Origin of the sequence: Kitasatospora sp. NPDC059599 (assembly GCF_042735125.1) — a bacterium.
Taxonomy (GTDB): Bacteria; Actinomycetota; Actinomycetes; order Streptomycetales; family Streptomycetaceae; genus Kitasatospora.
Map to the genome: position 1 here is coordinate 1 of NZ_JBHWCL010000067.1, position 21,853 is coordinate 21,853.

The 21,853-nt window shown below is 71.3% G+C and carries 18 protein-coding genes, 1 tRNA gene and 2 pseudogenes; 4 read left to right on the top strand and 17 right to left on the bottom strand.

Annotated features, from left to right (window positions below; genetic code table 11):
• Window positions 1-71: 71 nt before the first annotated feature.
• From ACFV04_RS23100 to ACFV04_RS23120, 5 genes are all read right to left on the bottom strand, one after another.
• A complete protein-coding gene (locus ACFV04_RS23100; protein WP_380531706.1) occupies window positions 72-974 on the bottom strand; it encodes a hypothetical protein in 903 nt (300 codons plus the stop codon).
• A 99-nt stretch (window positions 975-1,073) separates the two neighbouring features.
• Window positions 1,074-2,840 (bottom strand): relaxase/mobilization nuclease domain-containing protein, encoded by a 1,767-nt coding sequence (locus ACFV04_RS23105; RefSeq protein WP_380531709.1) that lies wholly within the window; start codon window positions 2,838-2,840, stop codon window positions 1,074-1,076.
• Window positions 2,830-3,450, bottom strand: coding sequence for a hypothetical protein (locus ACFV04_RS23110; protein ID WP_380531712.1), 621 nt, complete (start codon window positions 3,448-3,450; stop codon window positions 2,830-2,832). Before ACFV04_RS23110 ends, ACFV04_RS23105 begins: the two co-directional genes overlap by 11 nt.
• Window positions 3,451-3,977: 527 nt before the next feature.
• Window positions 3,978-4,868, bottom strand: coding sequence for a DUF2637 domain-containing protein (locus tag ACFV04_RS23115; RefSeq protein ID WP_380531715.1), 891 nt, complete (start codon window positions 4,866-4,868; stop codon window positions 3,978-3,980).
• A gap of 441 nt (window positions 4,869-5,309) precedes the next feature.
• Window positions 5,310-6,635 (bottom strand): DUF3631 domain-containing protein, encoded by a 1,326-nt coding sequence (locus ACFV04_RS23120; protein WP_380531718.1) that lies wholly within the window; start codon window positions 6,633-6,635, stop codon window positions 5,310-5,312.
• Window positions 6,636-7,043: 408 nt separating this feature from the next.
• Between ACFV04_RS23120 and ACFV04_RS23125 the strand changes: the two genes are divergently transcribed.
• The 3 genes from ACFV04_RS23125 to xerC all read left to right on the top strand — a co-directional run bounded on the left by ACFV04_RS23125 (window position 7,044) and on the right by xerC (window position 9,341).
• Window positions 7,044-7,553 (top strand): helix-turn-helix domain-containing protein, encoded by a 510-nt coding sequence (locus ACFV04_RS23125; protein WP_380531721.1) that lies wholly within the window; start codon window positions 7,044-7,046, stop codon window positions 7,551-7,553.
• 289 nt (window positions 7,554-7,842) lie between these two features.
• The gene (locus ACFV04_RS23130) at window positions 7,843-8,055 is read left to right on the top strand and encodes an excisionase family DNA-binding protein (RefSeq protein WP_380531767.1); all 213 of its coding nucleotides are present in this window, start codon (window positions 7,843-7,845) and stop codon (window positions 8,053-8,055) included.
• Window positions 8,052-9,341, top strand: coding sequence for a tyrosine recombinase XerC (gene xerC, locus ACFV04_RS23135; RefSeq protein ID WP_380531724.1), 1,290 nt, complete (start codon window positions 8,052-8,054; stop codon window positions 9,339-9,341). The genes ACFV04_RS23130 and xerC overlap by 4 nt, the downstream gene beginning before the upstream one ends.
• A gap of 334 nt (window positions 9,342-9,675) precedes the next feature.
• Here the strand turns inward: xerC and ACFV04_RS23140 are convergent.
• The 3 genes and pseudogenes from ACFV04_RS23140 to ACFV04_RS23150 form a co-directional block, all read right to left on the bottom strand.
• Window positions 9,676-10,014, bottom strand: a pseudogene (locus ACFV04_RS23140) (IS630 family transposase); the annotation flags it as partial.
• Between the two features lie 168 nt (window positions 10,015-10,182).
• Entirely contained in the window at window positions 10,183-10,776 is a 594-nt protein-coding gene (locus ACFV04_RS23145) for a hypothetical protein (protein ID WP_380531727.1), read from the bottom strand.
• Window positions 10,777-10,980: 204 nt separating this feature from the next.
• Window positions 10,981-11,538 (bottom strand): hypothetical protein, encoded by a 558-nt coding sequence (locus tag ACFV04_RS23150; protein WP_380531729.1) that lies wholly within the window; start codon window positions 11,536-11,538, stop codon window positions 10,981-10,983.
• 286 nt (window positions 11,539-11,824) lie between these two features.
• Here ACFV04_RS23150 and ACFV04_RS23155 point away from each other — a divergent pair, with 286 nt between their 5' ends.
• Window positions 11,825-13,330, top strand: a complete 1,506-nt coding sequence (locus ACFV04_RS23155; protein WP_380531731.1) for a hypothetical protein — start codon at window positions 11,825-11,827, stop codon at window positions 13,328-13,330.
• Between the two features lie 380 nt (window positions 13,331-13,710).
• Here ACFV04_RS23155 and ACFV04_RS23160 read toward each other — a convergent pair whose 3' ends face one another.
• The 9 genes and pseudogenes from ACFV04_RS23160 to ACFV04_RS23200 all read right to left on the bottom strand — a co-directional run bounded on the left by ACFV04_RS23160 (window position 13,711) and on the right by ACFV04_RS23200 (window position 21,695).
• Window positions 13,711-15,105, bottom strand: a complete 1,395-nt coding sequence (locus tag ACFV04_RS23160; protein WP_380531734.1) for a cytochrome P450 — start codon at window positions 15,103-15,105, stop codon at window positions 13,711-13,713.
• A 45-nt stretch (window positions 15,106-15,150) separates the two neighbouring features.
• Entirely contained in the window at window positions 15,151-16,002 is an 852-nt protein-coding gene (locus ACFV04_RS23165; protein WP_380531737.1) for an SDR family NAD(P)-dependent oxidoreductase, read from the bottom strand.
• Window positions 16,003-16,037: 35 nt separating this feature from the next.
• Window positions 16,038-17,042: a terpene cyclase gene (locus tag ACFV04_RS23170; protein WP_380531740.1), complete on the bottom strand. Its 1,005-nt coding sequence runs from the start codon at window positions 17,040-17,042 to the stop codon at window positions 16,038-16,040.
• 680 nt (window positions 17,043-17,722) lie between these two features.
• Window positions 17,723-17,796 (bottom strand) — tRNA-Pro (locus ACFV04_RS23175).
• A gap of 100 nt (window positions 17,797-17,896) precedes the next feature.
• Complete coding sequence (locus tag ACFV04_RS23180; RefSeq protein WP_360253655.1) at window positions 17,897-18,841, bottom strand: metallophosphoesterase; 945 nt, start codon at window positions 18,839-18,841, stop codon at window positions 17,897-17,899.
• Window positions 18,841-19,555, bottom strand: a pseudogene (locus tag ACFV04_RS23185) (CGNR zinc finger domain-containing protein). Before ACFV04_RS23185 ends, ACFV04_RS23180 begins: the two are co-directional and overlap by 1 nt.
• A 160-nt stretch (window positions 19,556-19,715) precedes the next feature.
• A complete protein-coding gene (panD, locus tag ACFV04_RS23190) occupies window positions 19,716-20,087 on the bottom strand; it encodes an aspartate 1-decarboxylase (protein WP_189913070.1) in 372 nt (123 codons plus the stop codon).
• Window positions 20,088-20,193: 106 nt separating this feature from the next.
• Window positions 20,194-21,480, bottom strand: a complete 1,287-nt coding sequence (locus ACFV04_RS23195) for a beta-ketoacyl-[acyl-carrier-protein] synthase family protein (protein ID WP_380531744.1) — start codon at window positions 21,478-21,480, stop codon at window positions 20,194-20,196.
• Window positions 21,477-21,695 (bottom strand): MbtH family protein, encoded by a 219-nt coding sequence (locus tag ACFV04_RS23200; RefSeq protein ID WP_380531747.1) that lies wholly within the window; start codon window positions 21,693-21,695, stop codon window positions 21,477-21,479. The genes ACFV04_RS23195 and ACFV04_RS23200 overlap by 4 nt, the downstream gene beginning before the upstream one ends.
• Window positions 21,696-21,853 lie beyond the last annotated feature (158 nt).

Consider the following 21,853-nt stretch of genomic DNA (forward strand, 5'->3'; position numbering starts at 1 on the left):
GGAGCGTCCCGGCCACCACGCGGCACTTCGGGTCTCTGGGAGCTGGAAGGGTGGCTTCCTGGCGGAGTCGGTCAGCCGGTGGCGGTGGCGGGGGTGGTGGTCGCGGTCTCGGCTGCGATGAGGCGGGTGACGAGGGACTGTGCCTCGGGGGTGAGGCCGGCGAGGACCTCGGCGGTGTACGGGCTGTCGGGGTGGCGGGCGAGGTTGAGAGGGGTGGCCCAGGCGTCGGCGATGGTGGTCAGGCGCTGCTGGTCGCGGGCGATGGCGGCCTGGCGCTGGGTGAGGTAGTGCTCGGCGCGCTGGTGGGCCTGGTGCCAGGTGATCTCTGCGCGGTCGGCGAGGGCGGTGAGGGATTCGCCGGGGTCGTGGTCGGCGGCGCGGAGCGCGTCGACCTCGCGGACGGTGGCGCGCAGGCGCTGTTCCTCCTCTCGCTGGTCGAGGGCGGTGGTGGCTTCGTCGAGGGTGAGGTGGCCTTCGGTGACCTGGACGGCGAGGTCGGGGGCGTGCCGGAGGAGGCGGTCGTGCTTGGCCTGCCGGGCTGCGGCCTCCGTCTGGCGCCGGCGCATCTCGTCGTGGGCGGTGTCGAGCCGGAGACCGCCGGTGCGGACGCGTTCGGCGAGGTCGGGGGCGTGCTTGAGGACGGTGTTGGCGAGGGAGAGGCGGGTGCGGCTGAAGCTGTGGAGCTTGGCGTGGGTGCGCAGGGAGTGTCCCGAAGCTGAAAGCACCATGGCGTGGATGATGGCGCGCTGGCCCTCGGTGAGGTTGCGGCGGTGGAGGTGGCACGCCGTGATGAACGCCATCTGGTCGGTGCCGGCGTAGGTGGTGAAGGTCGGTTCGACGCCGGCGATCTCGCAGGCGGCGAGGCGGTTGCGGCCGTCGAGGAGGACGCCGTCGGGGTCGAGCGTGATCGGCATGCCCAGGCCGGACTCCTTGATGGACTCGGCGAGGTCGTGCATCTCGTGCTCGGGGAGCATCGGGAAGGTGGCGGCGTACGGGTGGATCTTCAGAGGGGTCTCCGTGGTCGAGGGGGCCGGGGCACCGGGTCGGTGCCCCGGCGGGTGCTGGCGCTGGGGTCAGCGGCGGTGAGTGGGGTCGGTGGCGGCCCTGGTGCCGGCCGGAACGGCGGGCGCCGTGGGCGGGGGTGTGGTGGCGGGAAGGCCTGCGGTGCGGGTGCGTGCGACGCGGGCGCGCTGGTCGAGGCGGTTGGCGGTGGTGTTGCGCAGGCGCCACAGGAGGACTTCGGCGGGGCGGTCTGCGGTGGTCAGTTCCCGCTGCCCGGTTGCTTCGGTAAGGGCGTGGTGGGGCGGCTGGCCGGAGGTCTCGGCCTGCGCGAGGGCGGTGGCGAGGGCGGGCCAGGCGGGGTCGGCGAGGATGCGTTCGGCGTGGCCGGGGACGGCGGCGTGGACGTGGGCGGCCAGGCGGTCGGTGGTGGCGGGGGTGGGGGTGCGGCGGGTGAGGTCGGCGAGGACGGGGTCGGCGGTCTGCCGGTAGGCGGTCCGCAGGTGGACGAGGGCCTGCTGTGCGGCGGCGGCCTGCTGCTGGTGGCCTCGGCCCTGGTGCCAGTGGGCGATGGCGATCAGGACGAACACGGCGGTGGACAGCAGGGCGGCGGCTGCCTCGCCGTCCTTCCCCGAGCCGGCGGTGTACAAAAGTTCCTTCGCCGCCGAGCGCAGGGCTGCGGCCTGCTGGTGTTCGGCGCGGATCCTGGAGCGGGTGGCGCGGTTGAACGCGGTCGCGGCGGCTCGCAGCTCGGCACGGGCGTGGGCGGGTGCGGTGAGCGACGCGGTGCGGACGAGTTCACCGAACGCGGCGGCCTGGGCCTGCACCGCGCCCTCCGACACGAGCGCCTCCGGCTCACCGTCGTCGTCCTCGTCGGCGCGGTGCCGGTCGGGGAAGGCGAAGCGGACGGTCTCTCGCAGGACGGTGTCGGCCTGCCGCCACCGGTCGGGCTCGACTGCGGCCCGCCCGGGAGCGGTGGGCTGCTGGTGGGCGAAACGTTCTCGCAGGCGGTTGATCGACAGGTCGGGGGCGAGCTTCGAGCCGCCGAAGTACACCGGCTCGCCGTTCGCGTTGGTGTCGCCGGGGCGGGCGAGGCTGTAGCCGAGGACGTCACCGCTCTCGGGGCCGATGCGGTAGCGGACTTGGATGCCGACCGCGGTGAGGGTGGAGAAGTACTCCTGTTCGTCGCGCACCGCCGCGGCGACGGCCTGGGCCTGCTCGTGCAGCCACTCCTTCGCGGTGAGCGGGTGTCCGGCGCGCTGGGCCTTGGCCTGCTCGGCGCTGGTGGGCATCGCCGAGGCGGTGCCGTCGCCCGGGTTGAGCCGGCGAAGGCCGAGGTGCTTCTCGATCTCGCGGCACTCGGCCTGGGCGCGTCGGCCGTCGCCCTTGTTGCGCGGGCGGCGGCCGTCCTCGCGGACGCTGGTGGCCATGATGTGGATGTGGTCGTCGGCGTGCCGTACGGCGATCCACCGGCAGCCGTTGTCGTCGCCGTCGGGGGCGATGCCGGTGGCGTGGACGATCCGGCGGGCGACCTCGGCCCACTCCGCGTCGGTGAGGTACCGGTCGCCGGGGGCGGTGCGGACGGGGCAGTGCCACACGTGCTGCGGCACGCTCTTGCCCGTGCGCGTCTCGCGGGCGCGCACGGGCTGGTCGAGGTAGTCGGCGAGCTCGTCGAGGAGCTGGTGGTGCTGGTCGAGGGGGGCCCGTCCGGGGTCGGGAAGTCCGGGCATGGCGAACGCGGCGACGATGTGCGGGTCGGTGTGCTCGTCGCGCTGGCCGGGGCCGAAGAGGTAGGAGAGCAGGCCGCGGGTGCGCGAGCCGGTGGAGACGTCAGGCACCACGGCGGCCTCCCGGCAGCACACGCTCGACGGCCAGGCGGGAGGCCGCCGCGAGGGCGTGGAGCTCGTCCAGGACCTCCAGCACCCGGTCGGTGACGGGGGTGCTGTAGCCCTGCCGGGTGATCTGGTTGAGGTTGCCGCCCACCCGGCCGATCTCCCGCTGGTGCGTGCCGAGCACCGCCGTCAGGCGGGTGACCGCTTCCCGGTCGGGCAGCGGGACGAAGCCGTCGGGGTGGCCGGTCCTCACCACCTCCAGGGCGACGCTCATGCCGGAGTCCGCAAGGAACGCGGAGCGCGAGCGCTCGAGCCTGGCGGCGGCGAGGTCGATGACGTCCCTCTCGGCCGGTTCCACGGAGCAGGTCAGCTGCTTTGTGCGGACGGTTCCGGAACGCGGCCGGTACATCCGGGCGGCGATGCCGGCGATGCGCTCGTCCTCCGGAAGCGGAGGCCGGTCGAGTTCCGGAACGCCGAGGCGGAGGAACTCGGCGCTGGTCACGGTCGGCGCTTCACGCTCGCTGCGGACGGCGGCATCGACGCGTTCGGCATCGTCGCTGGGGAGCGGCTCGGCGTCGGTCGCGGGATTCTGGTCCTGGTCGTGGCCGCCCTCGGTCACGACTTCCTGGTCCGGCGCGCCCTCGCGCCGGTCCCGCCCCGCCACCCCTGGGGCGGGGTCAAGCGCAAAGTCCGCGTCGCCAACGGCGATGTGGACTTTGCCCCAGCTTGCTCCGTCGTTGTGGGAGCCCGGGGTGGCACGGCTCAGCGCTCGTGTGGCGCGGGCGAAGAAACCTCCACGGCGGGGCCCGTCGCCGTCAGTCGCCGGCACCGTCGTGTGCTTCGGGGCAGGCGTGGTGTCGGGGGTTGTGCGGTGCTGGGTGTCGGTCACTGGGGCCTCGGATTTACTTTCGGAACAGGCGGGGCGGGCCGGCCGGGTGCGGGAGGGGGACGGGGGCGATGCTCCGGACGGAAGCCGGTTTGGCGGTGCCGGACATGCGGGGTAGGGGCAGGACCGGTCCGCCGCTCCGGTGTTCCGGTGGCCGGGTCCGGGTGTTCCGGAACGAGTGGCGGATGCCGAAGGAGGGCGGCTCGCCCGATTCCGGCAGGGTGTGACCGGATCGGGCGAGCCGTGCTCGCGAGGGCGGGTCAGGCTGCCGACAACTCGGCTTCCTGGACGTCGGCTTCTTCGGCCGAGGCTTCCGGAGCGTCGGGCTGCTCGTTCTTGAAGCGCTGGACCAGCACGCTGATGCGTTCGTTCGAGGCCGGCAGGCCGGCCTCGCGCAGGGCGGTCCTGATCACGGTGTGGGTCGGGCCGTGTTGCTCGACCGCCGGGCGGGCGGTGGCTGCCAGCTCGTCCAGGCTCGCGGCGGGCTTGCGGCCGGTCCGCCTGCCGCCCACGACCGGCTCCCGCTCGCCGTGCGGGTCCTCGCTGGCAGGGCCGGTGGTTGGCTCCTTGGCGGGGTGGTCGTCGGGCTCGACGGCGATGGCCTCTGCCGGTTCGGGTTCGTGGGCCGGTGCTGCCGGGGGCTGCGAGGCGGCACTCGGCACCGTGGGGGCGGGGAACGGTTCGCCGGCGAGGGGCTGTGGATCGGCCCGTTGCGGGGCGGCGGTGATGCCGGGTGGGGCGTGGAGGAGGTGGAGGAGGTCGGGGCCGACGGCTCCCCAGCCGAGGAGGAGTGCGGGTGCGACGGTGTCGAGGACGGCGCGTCCGTAGTGCCCGGCGAGGATGGGTTCGGCGGTGTTGAGGGCGAGGGTGAGCAGGCCGCACAGGTGCATCAGGCGGGTGGCGGGGCGGAGCTGGTCGGGGTTGGTGCCGGTGGTGGTGAGGTGGTGGAGGGCGACCAGGAGGCCGACGACGGACAGGTCGACCATGGGGGCGATCAGCGGGGCGACGGGATGGGGGACGCCGAGGCGTAGGGCGAGGGCCCAGACGTTGCCGAAGGAGAAGGTGAAGGCGAGGGCGGCGATGACCGCCATGACGAGAGTGATCATGGCGCGGGCGAAGGCGCCGTAGCGGGTCGGCTGGGCAGCGGGCATGGAGGGGTGCGGGTCCTTCGGGGTGGAGGGGCTGGTGCGGATCTGCCGTCTTTGCCGTCTTGCCGTCTTGGCGGGGGCCGCAGGCCCGCGCCGGCGCTCAGGGGCGGACCTGGCGGCGGGCGGCGTTCAGTTTCGGGACACTGCGCCCATCCGTCTTGGGGCGGCCAACCGTCTCGGCGGCAGGTGCTGTGACCTGCGGCTTTACGGCAGGGACGGCTGGGACGGCACAAGACGGATGTGTTTCCCGTCCCGCCGTGGGCCCGCCGCTCGCCTCGTGGCCGGAGCGGCGGCGGGCCGGTGGGCGGGGCGCCCGTTGCCGTCCCGCTGCCGTCTTGGTACGGACGCTCTTCCGTCTTGCGGCGGCGTTCCGTCTTGGCGGCAGGTGCTGTGACCTGCGGTGTTACGGCTGGGACGGCAGGGACGGCATTTCCGGGACGGCGGTCAGCCTCTGCCCGGCGAGCCCGTGGCCGCACCGGTGGCGGCGGTGACGGGGTGGACGGCGGGGCAGTAGCGGCGCCAGGCGTCGAGGAACTTGTGGCGCAGGTAGCCCTTGCGCTGGGTTCCGTCGGGCATGCGGACGTTGCCGGAGGAGATTCCGAACTCGCGGAGCATCGCGCCGAGGCCGCGCGGGGTCAGCCCGCCGCGCCCGGCCTCGGCCCAGGGGGCCTCGGGGTCGCCGTTGAGGGTGAACAGCAGCTGGTCGGTGGCGATGCTGTCCGGTTCGCCGACGCTGTGGAAGATCCGGCGGATGTCGGCGAGGAGCCGGGCTCCGCCGGGGTTGTCCTCCTCGGTCTGCACCTCGGCGGCGACCATCCGCCTGCACGCCTGGCGGGCCAGGCGGGGCCAGGGGCCTCCGGCGAGGTCGGCGATGATCACCAGGGGCTCCCAGGTGTCGGCGGCGCGGTCCTCCACCGGCATGCTCGGTTCCAGGTGGAGGGCCCGGTCGGCGAGCGGGGCGGTCCAGCGGGCGACCTTGTCCCGGACGGTGTGCAGCGCGGGGCTGTCGCGCTTGGTGCGGTAGGGGGAGACGCTCTCGCCCTCGGCCCGGCGGCGCATGCGGATCACGATGGAGCGGTCCATGATCGTGTCGGGGAGGTCGCCGATGCCGGCGATGGCCGCCATGGCGAAGGTGTGGAACTTGCGCGGGGTGTGGTCGTTGCCGACGACCCGCAGGACGTAGCGGTCGCGCTGGTGCCCGGCGTTCAGCAGGCCGCGCATCTCCTCGTTCTTCTCCGCCATCTTCGGGCTGCCGAAGATCGTGTCGGCCTCGTCGACGAGCAGGGTCGGTGGCTCCTCGGTGATCGAGCGGAAGACAGCGGCCGGGGTGGAGTTCACCGTCAGGACCGGCTGGTGCACGGTCTCGGTGAGCACGTCGAGCAGCCGGGACTTGCCGCAGCGCTTCGCCGGGCCGACCACCGCCAGGCGCGGGGCGTGCTGCCACGAGCCCTGCAGGTGGGTCGCCGCCACCCACAGCGTGGCGGCGACCAGGGCCTCCTCGGAGGGCAGGATCACGAACCGGGCGATCAGGGCCCTCAGCTCCGCGAGCGCCTCGGCGCCGTCGGTCGCCTCGGCGTCCGGCATCAGGTCGATACCGTCCGGGGCGGGCAGGGCAGGCGCCGCCTCCCCGCCGTCCTGTCCACAGCCTATGGACGGGACGACGGTCTGCGGGCCGGGCGCGTAGGCGCCGGGCTCGCCCGGCCTGGCGACCGGCGGCCAGCCGGTGGCAGGGACTGTGGCGGCGGGGCGGGAGGAAGTACCCTCAGTCATGGAGATCCTCACTCGGCGGCTCCGGGGGGCTACCCGGTCCGCCGTAGGTCGACTGTCCTGGGATGGGCGGTGGCGAGGTTTTCGATCAGCCCCCGGCGTTCGTAGCGCCGGGGGTTTCGCGTTTTCTTTTGGGGACACTCGGGCCGCCTCCCGGCCCTAGTCAATCTCCTCTCGGTTGGGATCTTCATGCTGATAGCGACAGTGTAAGCACGCCCCCTGGGCCCAGGTCAAGCTATCTCGGCATTTTTCTGTCAACCTTTTCTGGCATATGTGCTGGCAGGGCGAGAGTGTGAAGGTTTGGCGTGCGTTCGCTAAATCGCTTGCGGGTTGGCATATCCATGCTGTTACAGTCTGATCATCGTCCCGCACTCCGACCGCAAGCGAAGGGAGGTTGATATGGTCAACCCCATGGTGCATCGCTTTATCGCCCTGGAGGGCGAGGCCCTGGTGGCCCACAACCTGAAGGTCCTCCGCAAGGCTGCCCGCCTCTCCCAGGAGGACGTGGCCGAGCGGATGACCCGTCTCGGCTTCAAGTTCCACCAGACGCAGGTCGCCAAGATCGAGAACGGCACCCGCCCGGTCCGCTTCGACGAGGTGATCGGCCTGGCCAAGGCGCTCAGCGTCCCGGCGGCCAACTTCATGACCGAAGCCGTGGCCGGCCCCGACGAACCGGACTACGAACTGCAGGAGGCCGGCTACCGGGTCCAGAAGGCCGAGCAGGAGTGGAGAACCGCCCACGACCTGGAGCAGGCGGCCAAGGCCCGGCTGGAGGAAGCCGAGCGCGAGTACAGCGAGATCGCCGAACGCCTTGCCGCCCAAGGCATCGACGTCGGCCCCGACGACGCCGCGCCCGCCTGGTACCCAGCGCCCAACTCGCCGTTCGACCCCCTGCGCAAGGACCCGTCCGCCGACCGGTGACCCTGCCGGTCGCGTTCGCGGCGGCCGACACCCACGCAGGTCATCGTCCCCGGAGAAGGGCTCGGGACCTAAAACGGACGGCCGCGTCCTCGCCGCCCAAGATCGTTATTGGCTGCGAGCCCGGTCCCTCGTAGCCTGCCCTGCCTGTCCTCATCCGATCCTCTGTCGCCCGATCCCCCGGCGCTACGAACGCCGAGGGCCACCCCGCGGCCCCATCACACCACCGCCCATCCCAACAGTCGCCACGGCGGCGCGTAGCCCCGCGCCGCTGGGAGGAGTTTCCGTGCCCATCGCTGCCACCACGACCGTCATCGAGCGGAAGTGGCACACCACCGCCGAGGTCGCCGAGATGCTCGGCTTCGGCCTCTCCAAGACGAAGATGCTGGTTCTCTCCGGCCAGATCCGCTCCGTCGCCATCGGCCGCAATCGCCGCATCCTGCCCCTGTGGGTCGACGAGTACGTCGCTCGCGTCGTCGCCACCGCCGAGGAGATGGCCGCATGAGTGGCAAGCGCGGTAACGGCGAGGGGTCCATCTACCCCTACCGCAACGGCTTCGCGGCCTATGCCTGGGTCACCACGCCCACCGGCAAGCGCGACCGCAAGTACGTCTACGGCAAGACCCGCACCGAGGTCCACGACAAGTGGCTCAAGCTCCACACCGCGGCCAAGGCCGGCCCCGTGGCCACCAGCACGCCCACGATGGAGCAGTACCTCGCCTTCTGGCTGAAGGAGGAGGTCGAGGTCAACCTCAAGCCGCTCACCGCGGCGACCTACGAGACGGCCGTACGCTTGTACATCGTCCCGTTCCTCGGCTCCAAGCGGGTCGACAAGCTCAGCGTCCGCGACGTGCGCGAGTGGCTCAACAAGCTCGGCACGACCTGCCAGTGCTGTGCCCAGGGCAAGGACGAGCGCCGCCCCAAGGATCGGCGCAAGTGCTGCGCGATCGGCAAGTGCTGCGAGCAGGTCCTGGCCAAGCGCTCCGTCGGCGACGCCCGGACCGTGCTCCGCAGCGCGCTCACCTACGCGATCAGCGAGGAGATGATCTCGCGCAACGTCGCCCAGCTCGTCAAGATGGCCAAGCCGCGAAGCCGCAAGGTCGTCCCATGGTCGGTCGAGGAGGCCAGCCGCTTCCTGGAGTCCGCCCGCACCGCGCGCGACCCGCTGTACGGCGCCTACGTGATGATCCTGGTCCTGGGTCTGCGCAAGGGCGAGGTGCTCGGCCTGCGTTGGTCGGACGTGATGCTCGACCGGGGCGAGATCCTGATCCTGCAGCAGCTCCAGCGGGTGCGCCGCCGGCTGCTGCAGTCCGAGGTCAAGACCGACGCCTCGGAGTCGATGCTCCCGCTGCCCGAGATCTGCCGTGCCGCGCTGCTGCTGCGTCAGAAGCGGCGCGAGGCCGACAAGCTGGCCGCCGGGGAGCTGTGGACCGACTCCGACCTCGTCTTCACCACGCGGTACGGGACGCCGATCGAGCCGCGCAACTTCAACCGCCGCTTCGAGTTCCGCTGCAATGAGGCGGGCGTCCGGCTGATCCGCGTCCACGACACCCGCAAGACCTGCGGCACACTGCTGGCGGCCCTGGACGTCCACCCCCGTGTGGCGATGCAGATCCTCAGGCACAGCCAGTTCGCGGTGACCATGGAGATCTACACCCAGGTCCCCTCGGAGGAGACGCGCAAGGCGCTCCGGAAGCTCGGCGCGACCCTCGACGCCTCCCGGACTGGGGAGCCGGGGGACAGGGAGGACGAGGAACCGGAGGAAGGGACCAGCACGAACTCCGACTCATAGACGAGGCGCTCTGCCGACGGGCCCAGCCAGGTGCGAGCGGCTGGGCCCGTCCGTATCGGAAACGGCACACACTTCACCCGTTCACCGGCAAGTACTGCAGGACTGGCTAGATCTGCATCATCTGGAGGTACAGCGGCGGCGGACGCGATGACCCGAGGCAACGGCAGTCGTCCGGCGCCGCGTCCATGAAATTCGATGAGAGTGGCTGGTCGGCCCTCCAAGGCGTCGGTTCCACGCTCGCCGGAGGAGCGGATAAGGTCGCCCATCGCCAGGTCGAACACCTCGATCGCTTCGTCGGCGACGACCTTCTGGCATCGCGGCCGCGAAGGCGAGGGTGACCACGCGCCGGTGGCCGGCGAGGTTGGCGACGGCCTGGGCGCGGACGGCCTTGGCGAAGCGCATCGTCGGACGCGAATGTTCGGTCGGGGAAATGCTCCAGGACATGCTCGATCCGGTCGAGCTTGGCATCGTAGTCGGGGTCGGTGGATTCCTTCCACGTCTTGGTCCGCTGGAAGGTGACGCCGCGTCGGGCGAGGAGACAGCGCAGGGCCTCGCGGTCGATGCGGATCACCCGGCCGTGGACGCGGCGCAGGTAGGCGAGGAGCTTGCGTATCGACCAGCGGGTGAAGGGCTGGCCGAGCTTGGTGGGTCGGGTGCTGGCCGTCTGGACGATTGGGGTGGGTGTTCGACAAAGGATGTCCTCGGCAACTGGGGCAGCAACGTCGCCGCTACGCACGAGACCACCTTCAACGTCACCTGCCAATGACCCGGCAGTGAGGCGACCGGATGGCGGAGGTGCTGTCGATCGGCTCCGACGCCATCCGGGTCCAGGGGCCAGGGGTCAGGGGTGGACGAGCTTGAACCTGACGAACTCCTCGTTGACGATGAAGATCTCCTCCTCGGCGGCCAGCCACCGCTTGCGGTCCTGCAGCTTGCTGGTCTTGATCCTCTTCTTCGTCCCCGCCACCTTGAGGTAGAACTCGTCGCCGCCCAGGTCCTCGATCTGCCAGCGGGTGCCACAACTGCTCTTCTCCAGCCTGATGTCGGCTCCGTAGAGGCACCAGGTGCGGTACTCGCCCCAGTTGGCGGACGTCGACTCGATGCTGTAGGTGAGGTCGTCGGCGTGCAGGGTGAAGACCAGGGCGGTGCCGTTGCCCGGCTGGTTCGTCAGGAGCGCGTAGTCCCAGCCCGCGTACACCTCGAACGTCGCCCCGCGGCCCGAGTTGGCCTGGACGAGGTAGACGGGGTCGAAGACGGTCTCCCGCTTCGAGGGCGCGGGGTGGGCGAAGCTCGCGGGGAACCGGTGACCGGCGGCGCGGTTCGCGGTGCCCTGGGCCGTCGACGCCGGGGCGGCACCCGCCAGCAGGGCGAGACAGCCGGCCGCGGCGACCGCCGTGCGTCGCAGCGATTGGTGCAGCAGCAGTGACTTCCACATGGGCGTACCCCTCAGCGTTCGGCGTGGCCGGACTTCGATCCATCGGCCATCCTCGCCGTCCGGGAAACGGACTTCAGCGAACGGTTCCGGGGGGGCCAGGGAATTCACACGGAAGAGTGGGTCTCGGGGCGTCGATAAAGGCGACAGGCCCGCTCTCGCCGCGTGACCAAGCAACCCGGCGAACCTATGTGGTCACAGCACTAGCTACATGAACTTCCCGCTGGCGTCACTCAGTCGCAAATAGACTCCGCCGGTGTCGCGCACGTCGTCGTCGAGAGGGGGGCGGGTTACCGTGCCGTAGGCATCGGCGAGGTCCAGCAAGAACTCCAACGACTCCCCGCCAGGCTCCTGCTCCCTGCGCGACCACCCCTCGCGCTCCCCTTCGATGGCTGTTACCAGCTCCATACGGGCCTGGGCGGCCGCAGGGGGCAGCTCCACCGTGACCACCGTAGAGTCCTGCTTCACTTCCCCGTCGGTCTCCGTGGTGACGACCGCCCTGCGTCCGCCGACAACGCGGGCGTAGGCGCGGGCAAGTCCCGCAAGTGCCGCTGCCGCTTCCCCTGCGGGCTTCTGCGCGACACGCGCAGCTTCGGCGCCAATGGCCGCCAGCAGCTTGTCGCGGACCTCGGCTTCGAGCGCCGCGGCGGCTTGCGGATCTGGTGCCGCTGCCCCGGTGCCGGGAGTCAGATCAGGGTTCGCCGTCATTTCCGGGCGCACCTGAATCTGGACGGGGCCCTTCGAGTTGGGCGTGGTTTCGGACACGTCGTCTCCCTTGCTGGCAGGCCCCATGCCTGCCTGACCAGAGCCTGTCATGGCTCAGCGTGATCATACAACTACAGCATCTGGCCGACTGACTGGAAGGCATCGGAGTCCCAGTGCTCACGAGTCAAGTTGCCCTGTGTGACATGTAGTTCACTTTTCGTAGCTGTTCGGGTGTGTGGACCTTCGCATTGGGGGAGGGGCGTTCCCGGGGCCGTCACGGTCTCTGCGGTTCGCGCATTCAGTGGACCGGAGCATGTGGTGCAAGGCCAATCGAGGAGGAGCCTTCATGACCGCTCAGACGACTGCCGCCACGCAGCCGGCGCAGTTCCCGATCACCGAGTCGTTCACCCAGTCCGCCCCTGCCAACCCGCACTGGCGGCTGCTGGGCAGTGCGCGGCTCAACGGGGGCCTGGAACTCACCCCTAATCAGACGTCCCAGGCGGGTACGGCCTTCCTCGACCAGCCGTTCTCCTCCACGCTGGGGGTGACGATCGATTTCGACTACTCCTGTGAGGGTGGTGGCGGCGCGGGGTTCGGCGACGGATTCTCCGTCTACCTGATCGACGGTGCGGAGACGACCGAGCCCGGCGCCCGGGGTGGCGCCCTCGGCTACTCGTTCATCAGCCAGGGAGCGAGCATCCCGGGTGTCACGGCGGGCTACGTCGGTGTCGGATTCGACAACTACGGGAACTTCTCCTCCCCGTCCACCGGTCCCGGCGGGCCGGGCAGGCGTCAGAACACGCTGGCTGTACGCGGCTCCGGCAACCTGATGACCGGGTTTGCCTGGCTCACGGGCGTCGAGGTGCCCGGCGGGTTCCGCGCCACGTGGGAGGAGGGCGCGCACATCCAGGTGTCCGTCATCGACGGGCGTCTGACTGTCCGCCGTTCCAGCAAGGCCGATCCGAACGGCTCGCTGCTGATCGCCGACTTCGACCTCGCGGGCCAGCCCGGGCAGGTCGCGATGCCCGCGACGCTCAAGCTCGGGTTCTCGGCGGGGACCGGCGGCGCCACAGCGGCCCACCGGATCCGGAACCTCACGGTGGCGCTGCCCGTCAACATGCCGCTGGAGATGAGCGGTCCGCAGACGTCCAAGGCCGGTGAGCGGATCTCCTACACCATCGGCCTGCAGAACCTGGGCCCGAACGACGCTCCCGACGCGGTGGTGGAGGGCGCCATCCCCGAGCAGCTGAGCGAGGTGGAGGTGAGCTGCCGTGGGGAGAACGGGGCCAGCTTCGGCGCCGGCTCGGTCGCCGACGGTCTGCGCCAGCCGGTGGACCTGCCCCGGGCCAGCAAGGCGGTCATCACGGTGAGCGGCACCATCGACCCGCGCTACGAAGGCGCTCTCACCTGTACGAGCCTCGTCAAGTCGCCGACCCGCGCGAACACGGCAGCGCAGCAGTCCGGTTCGGTCAGGACCGAGGTCGAACTTCCCCTGATCAGCGTCGGCCAGAGGCAGATCGGAGCCTGGGAGCAGAGCTGGCCCGAAGACGAGAAGGGGTACGTCATCAGCTACACCCTCACCCTGGCCGCCAACCAGGAGCGAGTGGTGATGTGGGAGATCTCCTTCGACGTACCGCCGCGCACACGCGTCAACCCGCAGCAGACCCAGTGGTATGAGGTAATCAAGGACGGCCTTGACGGGACTGTGGTCATCGGCTCCCCGGACTCCTCCCACACCATCGCTCCCGACGAGCCTCTCGACGTGGACATCCAACTGCTCTACCCCTCCCAGCACGATGCCGGAGACGGCACGCTGCGCAACCTGCGTGCCATCGAAGTGGCGCAGCCCTGACCGGTAGCCCTGTGTGCTCGGGTCCGCACCCCTCCGCATCGCGGCAGGCGGTGCGGGCCCGGCCGGGGCCCGCATCCGCTCGTCGAACCAGGGCGGAGACTGGGAAGCCTTCGAGTCCAGCGTCGATCCGGGGCCGGGTCGCCACTCGTGCCTTCACGCCGTGACGCCGGCCTGACCCAGCGTGCTCGGGTTCCCTGCTTCGGCAGGTTGAACGGGTATCTGGCACAGGTTGTGTGGCGGACTGGGCCAGTGGCGAGACACGAGGGTGCCGAATTCGGCGAACCAGCAGGGCAGCGGCCCTACTTGGTAGAGGCATCATGGCTCGGCGGGGTAGGACCAAAACCATTGAGGGGACCGGGGTGGCGGAGTCCTTTGGACGTTCAGAGGAGCGTGGGAGGTTGGGAGATAGGTGGGGTATCCGGTCGTCGCTCGGCGGTCATCGTGAGGGGGCCGGTACTCAAGATGGCGTAGCCGCGTGGGCGGATGGGGCGGTCGGAGCGGGGGCGCAGCCGCCATTGGCGGGCGATCGTGGCGAGCACGATGGTGGCTTCGTTGAGGGCGAAGGTGTCGCCGATGCATTTGTGGGCTCCCGCGGCGAAGGGGATGTGTGCGCAGCGGGCGGGTTTGGCTTGGCCGGGGAGCCAGCGGCCGGGGTCGAAGACAGCGGGGTCGGGGAACAGGGCGGGGTCGTGGTGGTTGGCGTAGGGGCTGTAGTAAACGTAGGTGCCGGAGCTGATGGGGTGGCCACCGAGGTGGGTGTCGGTGACGGCGAGGCGGGGCATCAGCCAGGCTGGGGGGTACATGCGCAGAGTTTCGTTCACGGTTGCTCGCACGTAGGTGAGTTTGGGCAGGTCGTCGTGCGTCACTGGTCGGCCTGCGATGACTTCGTCGACTTCGGCGTGGAGTCTGGCTTCGACTTCGGGCCATTTACCGAGCAGGTGCAGCGCCCAGGACAGTGCCTGGGCGGTCGTCTCGCTGGCCGCGACGAGCAGGGTGATGAATTCGTCGTGGATCTGCTGGTCGGACATGGGGGCGCCGGTCTCTTCGTCGCGGGCCGCCATGAGTGCGGACAGTGCGTCGTCGTGTTCGGCTTCACCGGCTCGGCGGTCGGCGATGAGCCGGGCGGTCAGGGCCTTGAGCCGGCTGACGGCCTGCCGGAACCGCTGGTGGCCCGGAGTGGGGAGATCGTGCAGCCAGGGGACGGGCAGGGCTGCGCGTTGGCCGACTCCTTTGAAGGCGATGGGCAGCGAGCGGACGATCTCATCGACTGCTTCTGCTGCCAGCGGGCCTGAGTACAGGCACTTGGCCACGATGGTGGTCGACAGCCGGTACATCTCGTGGTTGACGGCGACGGCTTGGCCGTCCTGCCAGGATCCGGTCGTCGCGGCGGCCACTTCTTCCATCACGGGGCTGTAGTCCGGCAGGCGGGCCGAGTGGAATGCCGGCTGTACGAACCGGCGGTTGCGACGGTGCACGTCCCCGTGGGTGGTGGCGATGCTGTCGCCCTCCAGGATCCGCACGGCCTCGAATGCGGGGCCGCCGCGGATGAAGTCGCCGCGGCGGGTGGTCAGCATCTGATGGACCAGTTCCGGGTCGTTGACCACGTAGGCCTGCTTCGGGCCGGGGCGGAAGGCGACGAGGTCGCCGAGGGGGCGCTGGGTGGTGAGGAATTCCAGCGGCCGGAAGTACAGCCACCAGGCGTGGCCGATCAGGGGGAGTTTTCCGGGCGCGGACCCGATCGAGGCCGGCGCGTGGGGGGTGTGGTCGATGGGCATGGCGCCTCCCTTGCTCAGCACTGGTGTTCCGTCATCTGCGGGGTGTCACGTGCGGTGGGGTGCGGAGTTCTTGCCGGGGGCCGGCTGTTCCCGGCTCGCGGGACCGCCACTGCTGGCGCGCTGGCGTTTGATTGCCGTGTCGAGCAACCGGGTCAGCGTGACGGGTGCGGTCCGGCGCGCGCGCCACAGTGTCTTGGTGCCCCGGCCCGGGAAGCTGAACAGCTGCCCTCGTCGCAAGGCAAGCTGGGCTGCTTGGTAGATCGCGGCGGGCGGCAGGCCGGGCCTGTCGTTGATCACATCGGGATGATCGCGGCGCAGGCCCTGCAACATGGGCGTCTCCACTGCCGCCGGGCACACGCAGACGACCTGGATCCCCGCGCGGCGGCATTCCGCCGCGAGGACTTCGCAGAAAGCGATGACGGCGGCTTTCGAGGCACTGTAGGCACCGATATCGGTCAGAGGAATCCACCCGGCGATGGAGGCGATGGCGATAAAGGATCCGCCGCCCCGATCCGTCAGGAAGGGGACGGCGGCCCTGGCCACGTGGACCGTACCGAGGTAGTTCACGCGCATGGCCCGTTCGAAGTCTGCGGCGGACTGTTCCAGGACCCGGCCCAGCGCAGCGATGCCCGCGCAGTGGACCACCTGGCCGAAGGAACCGACGGTGGTGTGAGCGTCCTGCACTGCCTCGCGGGTCGCCGCCTGGTCGCCCACATCGCAGACGAACGGGGTGACCAGGGGCGACGATGCGGCCAGCGCGCGCAGTCCGTCCTCGTCGATGTCGATCGCGGCCACACGTGTGCCTCGTGCCGCGAGCTCCGCCGCGGCGTACCGGCCGACGCCGCTCGCAGCACCGGTGACCAGCGCGGCGGCCAGGGGCTCAGGTGATGTCCGCATGCGCGATCTCCTCGGTAGGGCGGGTGGTGTGCGGGTCACGGGTAGAGGACTTCTTCGAAGTAGCCGGGGCCGGAACTGGGGAGTGACTCCGTGCTTAGGTAGCGCAGTGTTTCGGTTTCCCACGCGTGGTAGCCGCTCACCCATGCGGTCATCACCTCGATGTAGGCGTCCACCACAGCCCGTTGACGCGGTGTGAGGCCCAGCTGCGCGTACATGGCAGGCACTTCGCGGGCCAGGTGCTGGAAGCGCCTACAGCGCCGGCTGACCTCTTTGCGGGCGGCCGCTACGGATTCCGCGCGGGAGCAGCGTCGTTCGTGCTCGATGACGAGGACGAGATTGTCCATGTCCCCGCGGGCTTCCTCCTTCTCCAGCGAGTACACGTCGTTGCACATCAGCGTGATGTCCACAGCGATCTCGCGCATGATCCTGAGCTGCGGGCTGTGGAAGGCTGCCGGGGGGACGGAGATTCCGGCCGCCCGCTCGCCCAGGGAGAGCGGCAGCCCGGTAGCGGCGATTCCCCGGCGGACCTGCAGGTACTGCTCCATATCGGTGGGAACCCCGCGGCATCGGTTGATGGCCTCGTGCGCGTGGGTGGCGAAGTAGTACTCCCACTCGTGGGCGGCTCGGGCCAGCCAGGAGGGCGGCGCTCGGTGCGTGCTGCGCTGCCAGAGGTCGGCGAAGGCGGCCGAACACGGACTGTGGCCGCTGTACGGCCTGGCGCCGTGCACGATGTCGATGAAGCCCTGGCATACAGCAGCGACGCGGTCGGGGGCCTGCCCCAGCGGGCCGTCGAACTGGTCGTCGAAGATGAAGAAGAACGCCATGGCATCGGCGCACAGGTCCAGCTCCGGCCCCTCGGCGTAGGGGAACCCGTAGGCGGCGAGCCGCGGAATGTCCCATGACACGTACCAGTCCACGGATTCCTGGCGCACTGCCAGGCCGTGTTGCTGCACCCATTCCAGGTTGCGGCTGCGGGAGGCGTCCAGGCTCGTGCTGACGCGCAGCGGGAAGGGGAGGTCGAACTCAGTGTCCTGCGGCACGGCACCTCCCTAGGGGTTCATGCACGGGACGACGGGAGAGGTGGTCCCTTGGGGACGGGCAAGGCGGCCGCCGCAGGCAGCGCCCGGATGGACTGTTTCGTGACGTGCGCAGCACGGTGCCGCGGCGGCAGGTGACGCGATGCCCAGAGAGCTGGCCGGCACGCATCTCACCCCAACCTTCAGCTATGCGACTTCCCAGTAGGCAATCACAGGGCCAGGCTCGTACAACAGGTCGATTCCGAGCCGGAGGTGTTGAACATTCAGCGACATTGAACGTGCCTTTGAGCCCGGCGCGTAACGACTGCCGCGACCCGGCCCGACTGCTCCGGCGCACGCCTCGCCACCTCACGCCACCAGGGGCCGCACCCGGTCGCGCCCGCATGCCTCGGACGCTGGCGACGGGCTATCCGGTGTGCGTGGAGGCTGGCCTCCGCCGTACGCCGCAGGTTATGGCTAGCGTCCGCTGAGGAGCTCGGTTGCCTGGTGCTGGGTTTGAGGTACCCGTGCGGCTGCTTATGTCCCAGGTCACATCCGCACGTCGGCGGGAGGTCCGGATTGCCGACGCTTCCTCAGCAAGTGTTGCTGGCGGTCGGTCAAGGTCAGGGCGGTTGCTGTACTTCCGTGCGGGCACATACGTCAGAGGCCCTACCGGATCTCTCCGATAGGGCCTCTGACCTGGGTCGGGGTGGCGGGATTTGAACCCACGGCCTCTTCGTCCCGAACGAAGCGCGCTACCAAGCTGCGCCACACCCCGGTCTTGCGGTTTGTCGCTCTGTCTCCTTCGCGACGAGTAGAACTCTACCGGACGCTCGCCGAGACACGAAATCCGGTTTCGGGCGGGCGTCCGGTGGGGGTCAGCGGGGGGCCGGGGTGAGGGTGAGGAGGGTGGCTTCCGGGGGGCAGGCGAAGCGGACGGGGGTGTAGCGGTTGGTGCCGCAGCCCGCGGAGACGTGGAGGTGGGAGCGGTGGCCGCCGGCGGTGTGGGTGGAGAGGCCCTTCACGCGGCGGGTGTCGATGTCGCAGTTGGTGACGAGGGCGCCGTAGAAGGGGATGCAGAGCTGGCCGCCGTGGGTGTGGCCGGCCAGGATCAGCGGGTAGCGGTCGGCGGTGAAGGCGTCGAGGACGCGCAGGTAGGGCGCGTGGACGACGGCGAGGGAGAGGTCGGCGTCGGGGGAGGGGCCGCCGGACACGGCGCTGTAGCGGTCGCGGCGGATGTGCGGGTCGTCGAGGCCGGTGAATTCGAGGTCGAGGCCGTTGACGGTGAGGCGGCCGCGGGTGTTGGTGAGGTCGAGCCAGCCGGCGGCGTCGAAGCCGTCGCGGAGCTTCTCCCACGGGTTGTGGACGGCGCCGGAGATGCCGCGGCCGGCGGTGCCGTCGGGGTTGTTCATGCCGTGGACGCCGCTGCGCATGGCCTGGAGGTAGCGCGCCGGGTTCTTGCGGGCCGGGCCGTAGTAGTCGTTGGAGCCGAAGACGTAGACGCCGGGGAAGTCCATGAGGGGGCCGAGGGCGTCGAGGGTGGCGGGGACGCCGAGCGGGTCGGAGAGGTTGTCGCCGGTGTTGACCACGAGGTCGGGGCGCAGGCCGGCCAGGCTCTTCAGCCAGCGCTGCTTCTTGCCCTGGCCGCTCACCATGTGGATGTCGGACACCTGCAGGATCCGGAGGGGCCGGGCGCCGCGGGGGAGGACGGGGACCTCGACCCGGCGGAGGCGGAAGGCCCGGACCTCGTACCCGGCGGAGTAGGCGAGGCAGGCGGCGCCGGCGGCGGCGATGCCGAGGGGAACGGAGTACAGCGGTCGCATCAGCCCATGCTCTCAGACGGTGGATCAGCCGGGGGACGTCCGGAGGGGTCGGCGGTGGCGGGGCCGGTGCCGGCGGGGGTGGGGGCCGGCGGGGGCGTTCCCGCGGAGTCGCGGCGGGCGCGCAGGGCACGGACCTCGTGGAGGTTGCCGCAGCGTTCCATCGAGCACCGGCGGCGGCGGCCGGGCCGGGAGGTGTCGACGAAGATCAGCCGGCAGTCGTGGGCGCCGCACTCGCGGACCCGGTCCGCGTGCGGGCCGGTGAGCAGGGCGATGGCCTCCCGGGCGAAGGTGGAGGCCGGCTGGGAGCCGTCGGCGGGCAGGGGGGCGGCGGCGGTGCCGTCGGGGGCGATCCGGGGGACCAGCGGGGGTGCTCGGCGGCGCGGTCGAGGGTGGCGTGGTCCTCGGCGGTGCCCGGGGCGCCGTGGGCGCGGGTGGCGGCGAGGCGCCGGAGCGCGTCGCGCGGGGCGCGGGCGGCGGCGAGCTCGGGGACGGTGACCCGGACGGCGTCGGGGGCAGCCGCAGGCGGGACCGCGGGAGCCAGGCGGTGAGGTCGTCGGGCCGGTGCAGCACCTCGAAGCGGGCGTACTCGCCGGGGCCGCCGGTGGTGAGCAGTTCGAGGCAGAGGGCGCCGGGGTCGAAGTGGAAGCCGGTGCCCGCGCGGGTGGTGAGGACCAGCCCGGGCGGGGTGGCGCTCCGGTCGTGTCCGTCGGTCATCCGGCCGGGATAGGTGTGACCGGGTGAACAGGTTACGGGCCTGGAGGGTCGCGGAGGGGCGCGGTGGGCCGTGGAGGGCGGCGGAGGGCCGCGGGAGGTGGACCGGGGGAGGACGGCAGGTGCCCGCCGGTACGGGCTGGCGGGCACCCGGGGGCGACGGTCAGGACGCCGGGTCGACGCCGACCTTCACGACCGCGTTGGCCTTGTCGACGAAGACGACGGCCGGCTTCAGGTCCGCGGCCTCGTCGTTCTCGACCGAGGCGTAGGCGATGATGATCACGGTGTCGCCCGGGTGGACCAGACGGGCCGCGGCGCCGTTGATGCAGACCACGCCCGAGCCGCGCTCGCCCTCGATGACGTAGGTCTCCAGGCGGGCGCCGTTGTCGACGTCGACGACGTGGACGAGCTCGCCGGGCAGCAGGTCGGCGTTCTCCATCAGCACCGGGTCCAGGGTCAGCGAGCCGACGTAGTGCAGCTCGGCCTGGGTGACGGTGGCGCGGTGGATCTTCGACTTCAGCATGGTGCGTCGCACGTTCTCAACCTCACAGGTGTGGATTTCGACAGGGCAGTACGGACGTACGGAAGTGCGGAGGTGCGGGCGGTTCGGCAGTACGGGCGGTGCGGCGGTACGGGTCGGTTCAGCGGGTGAGGCGGGTGAGGTGGGTGAGGCGGGTGAAGGCGAGCGAGACGTTGTGCCCGCCGAAGCCCGAGGCGTTGCAGAGGACGGCGGCGGGGCCGGCCGGCAGTTCGCGCGGGGTGTCCCGGACCACGTCCAGCCCGAGGCCCTCCTCCGGGTGCTCCAGGTTGAGGGTCGGCGGGACGACGCCGTCGGACAGGGACAGGACGGCCGCGACCGCCGCGAGCCCGCCGGCGGCGCCCAGCAGGTGGCCGGTCATCGACTTGATCGCCGAGACCGGGACGGCGTCCGGTCCGAAGACCGTGCGCAGCGCCGCGGCCTCGGCCGCGTCGCCGGCCGGGGTGGAGGTGGCGTGCGCCTGGACGTGCCGGACCGCGGCCGGGTCGAGCCGGGCGTCGGCCAGTGCCCGGCGCAGTGCGGCGACCGGGCCGCCGCCGTCCGGTCGCGGGCCGGTCGGGTGGTGGGCCTCGGAGGCCAGTCCGGCGCCCGCGAGGACGGCGTACGGGTGCGCCCCGCGGGCCCGGGCGTGACGCTCGCTCTCCAGCACCAGCACCCCGGCGCCCTCGCCGAGGACGAAGCCGTCGCGGTCCCGGTCGAACGGCCGGGAGGCGCGGTGCGGCTCGTCGTGGCGGCCGGAGAGGGCGCGCATGGAGGCGAACGCGGCGGCGACCAGCGGGTGGACGCCCGAGTCCGCGCCGCCCGCCACCACGACGTCGGCGCGGCCGAGCCGGATCAGGTCCAGCGCGGTGGCGATGGCGTCCGCGCCGGCCGCGCAGGCGGTGGCCGGGGCCGACGCCTGCGCCCGGGCGTTGACCTCCAGGGCGGCCAGCGCGGCGGTGTGATTGCCCATCAGCATCGCCACGGCGTGCGGCGAGACCCGGCGGGCCCCGCGGGTGCGCAGTTCCTCGTGGTTGTGCACGACGGTGTGCACGCCGCCGATGCCGGTGCCGAGCACCACCGCGACCCGCTCCGGGTCCGGGGCGCCGGGGGTGCCGGCCGGCCCGGTGTGGCCCGCGTCCGCCCAGGCCTCGCGGACGGCGGCCAGGCCGAAGGCACCGACCCGGTCCACCCGGCGGGCGAGCACCCGGTCCAGCAGCTCGCCGGGCTCGGCCGCGGCCCGTGCCGCGATCCGGACCGGGAGCTCGGCCGCCCAGGGTTCGTCCAGGGCCGCAACGGCTCCGCGCCCGGCGAGCAGCGCCGACCAGGTGTCCTTGGCCGTCGCTCCGAGGGGGGTGACCGCGCCGAGGCCGGTCACCACGACGGTGTCACCGCTGCGGTCGTCCGTCATGCCGACTCGGACTCCATGGCGGCGACCAGGCTCAGCGGCCGGATGTCGGTCCAGTTGTGCTCGATGTAGTCCAGCGACTCCTGGCGGCCGGCCTTCTCGTGGGCCACCGTCCAGCCCGCCGGGACCTCGGCGAACGACGGCCAGAGGGAGTGCTGCCCTTCATCGTTGCGCAGCACCAGGAACGTGCCGTCCGGGTTGTCGAAGGGGTTCTGCATCAGACTCGTGCCTTTCGTTGCGGGGCGCTCGGTGGGTCGTGCTACGGGTCGTTCTGCGGGTGGTGTGTGGGGCGGTGTGCGGGTCGCTCGGTGGGCCGGGCCGCGGGGGCCGTAGAGGTTGCGGAGGCCGTGGGGGCCGTGCGGCCGTATCGGTGCGG

Bases quoted from the DNA above. Each gene is read 5' to 3' on its own strand.
- ACFV04_RS23100 (WP_380531706.1), bottom strand. From the start codon at position 974: ATGCTCCCCGAGCACGAGATGCACGACCTCGCCGAGTCCATCAAGGAG.
- ACFV04_RS23115 (WP_380531715.1), bottom strand. From the start codon at position 4,868: ATGCCCGCTGCCCAGCCGACCCGCTACGGCGCCTTCGCCCGCGCCATG.
- ACFV04_RS23120 (WP_380531718.1), bottom strand. From the start codon at position 6,635: ATGACTGAGGGTACTTCCTCCCGCCCCGCCGCCACAGTCCCTGCCACC.
- ACFV04_RS23125 (WP_380531721.1), top strand. From the start codon at position 7,044: ATGGTGCATCGCTTTATCGCCCTGGAGGGCGAGGCCCTGGTGGCCCAC.
- xerC (WP_380531724.1), top strand. From the start codon at position 8,052: ATGAGTGGCAAGCGCGGTAACGGCGAGGGGTCCATCTACCCCTACCGC.
- ACFV04_RS23145 (WP_380531727.1), bottom strand. From the start codon at position 10,776: ATGTGGAAGTCACTGCTGCTGCACCAATCGCTGCGACGCACGGCGGTC.
- ACFV04_RS23155 (WP_380531731.1), top strand. From the start codon at position 11,825: ATGACCGCTCAGACGACTGCCGCCACGCAGCCGGCGCAGTTCCCGATC.
- ACFV04_RS23160 (WP_380531734.1), bottom strand. From the start codon at position 15,105: ATGCCCATCGACCACACCCCCCACGCGCCGGCCTCGATCGGGTCCGCG.
- ACFV04_RS23165 (WP_380531737.1), bottom strand. From the start codon at position 16,002: ATGCGGACATCACCTGAGCCCCTGGCCGCCGCGCTGGTCACCGGTGCT.
- ACFV04_RS23180 (WP_360253655.1), bottom strand. From the start codon at position 18,841: ATGCGACCGCTGTACTCCGTTCCCCTCGGCATCGCCGCCGCCGGCGCC.
- ACFV04_RS23195 (WP_380531744.1), bottom strand. From the start codon at position 21,480: ATGACGGACGACCGCAGCGGTGACACCGTCGTGGTGACCGGCCTCGGC.
- ACFV04_RS23200 (WP_380531747.1), bottom strand. From the start codon at position 21,695: ATGCAGAACCCCTTCGACAACCCGGACGGCACGTTCCTGGTGCTGCGC.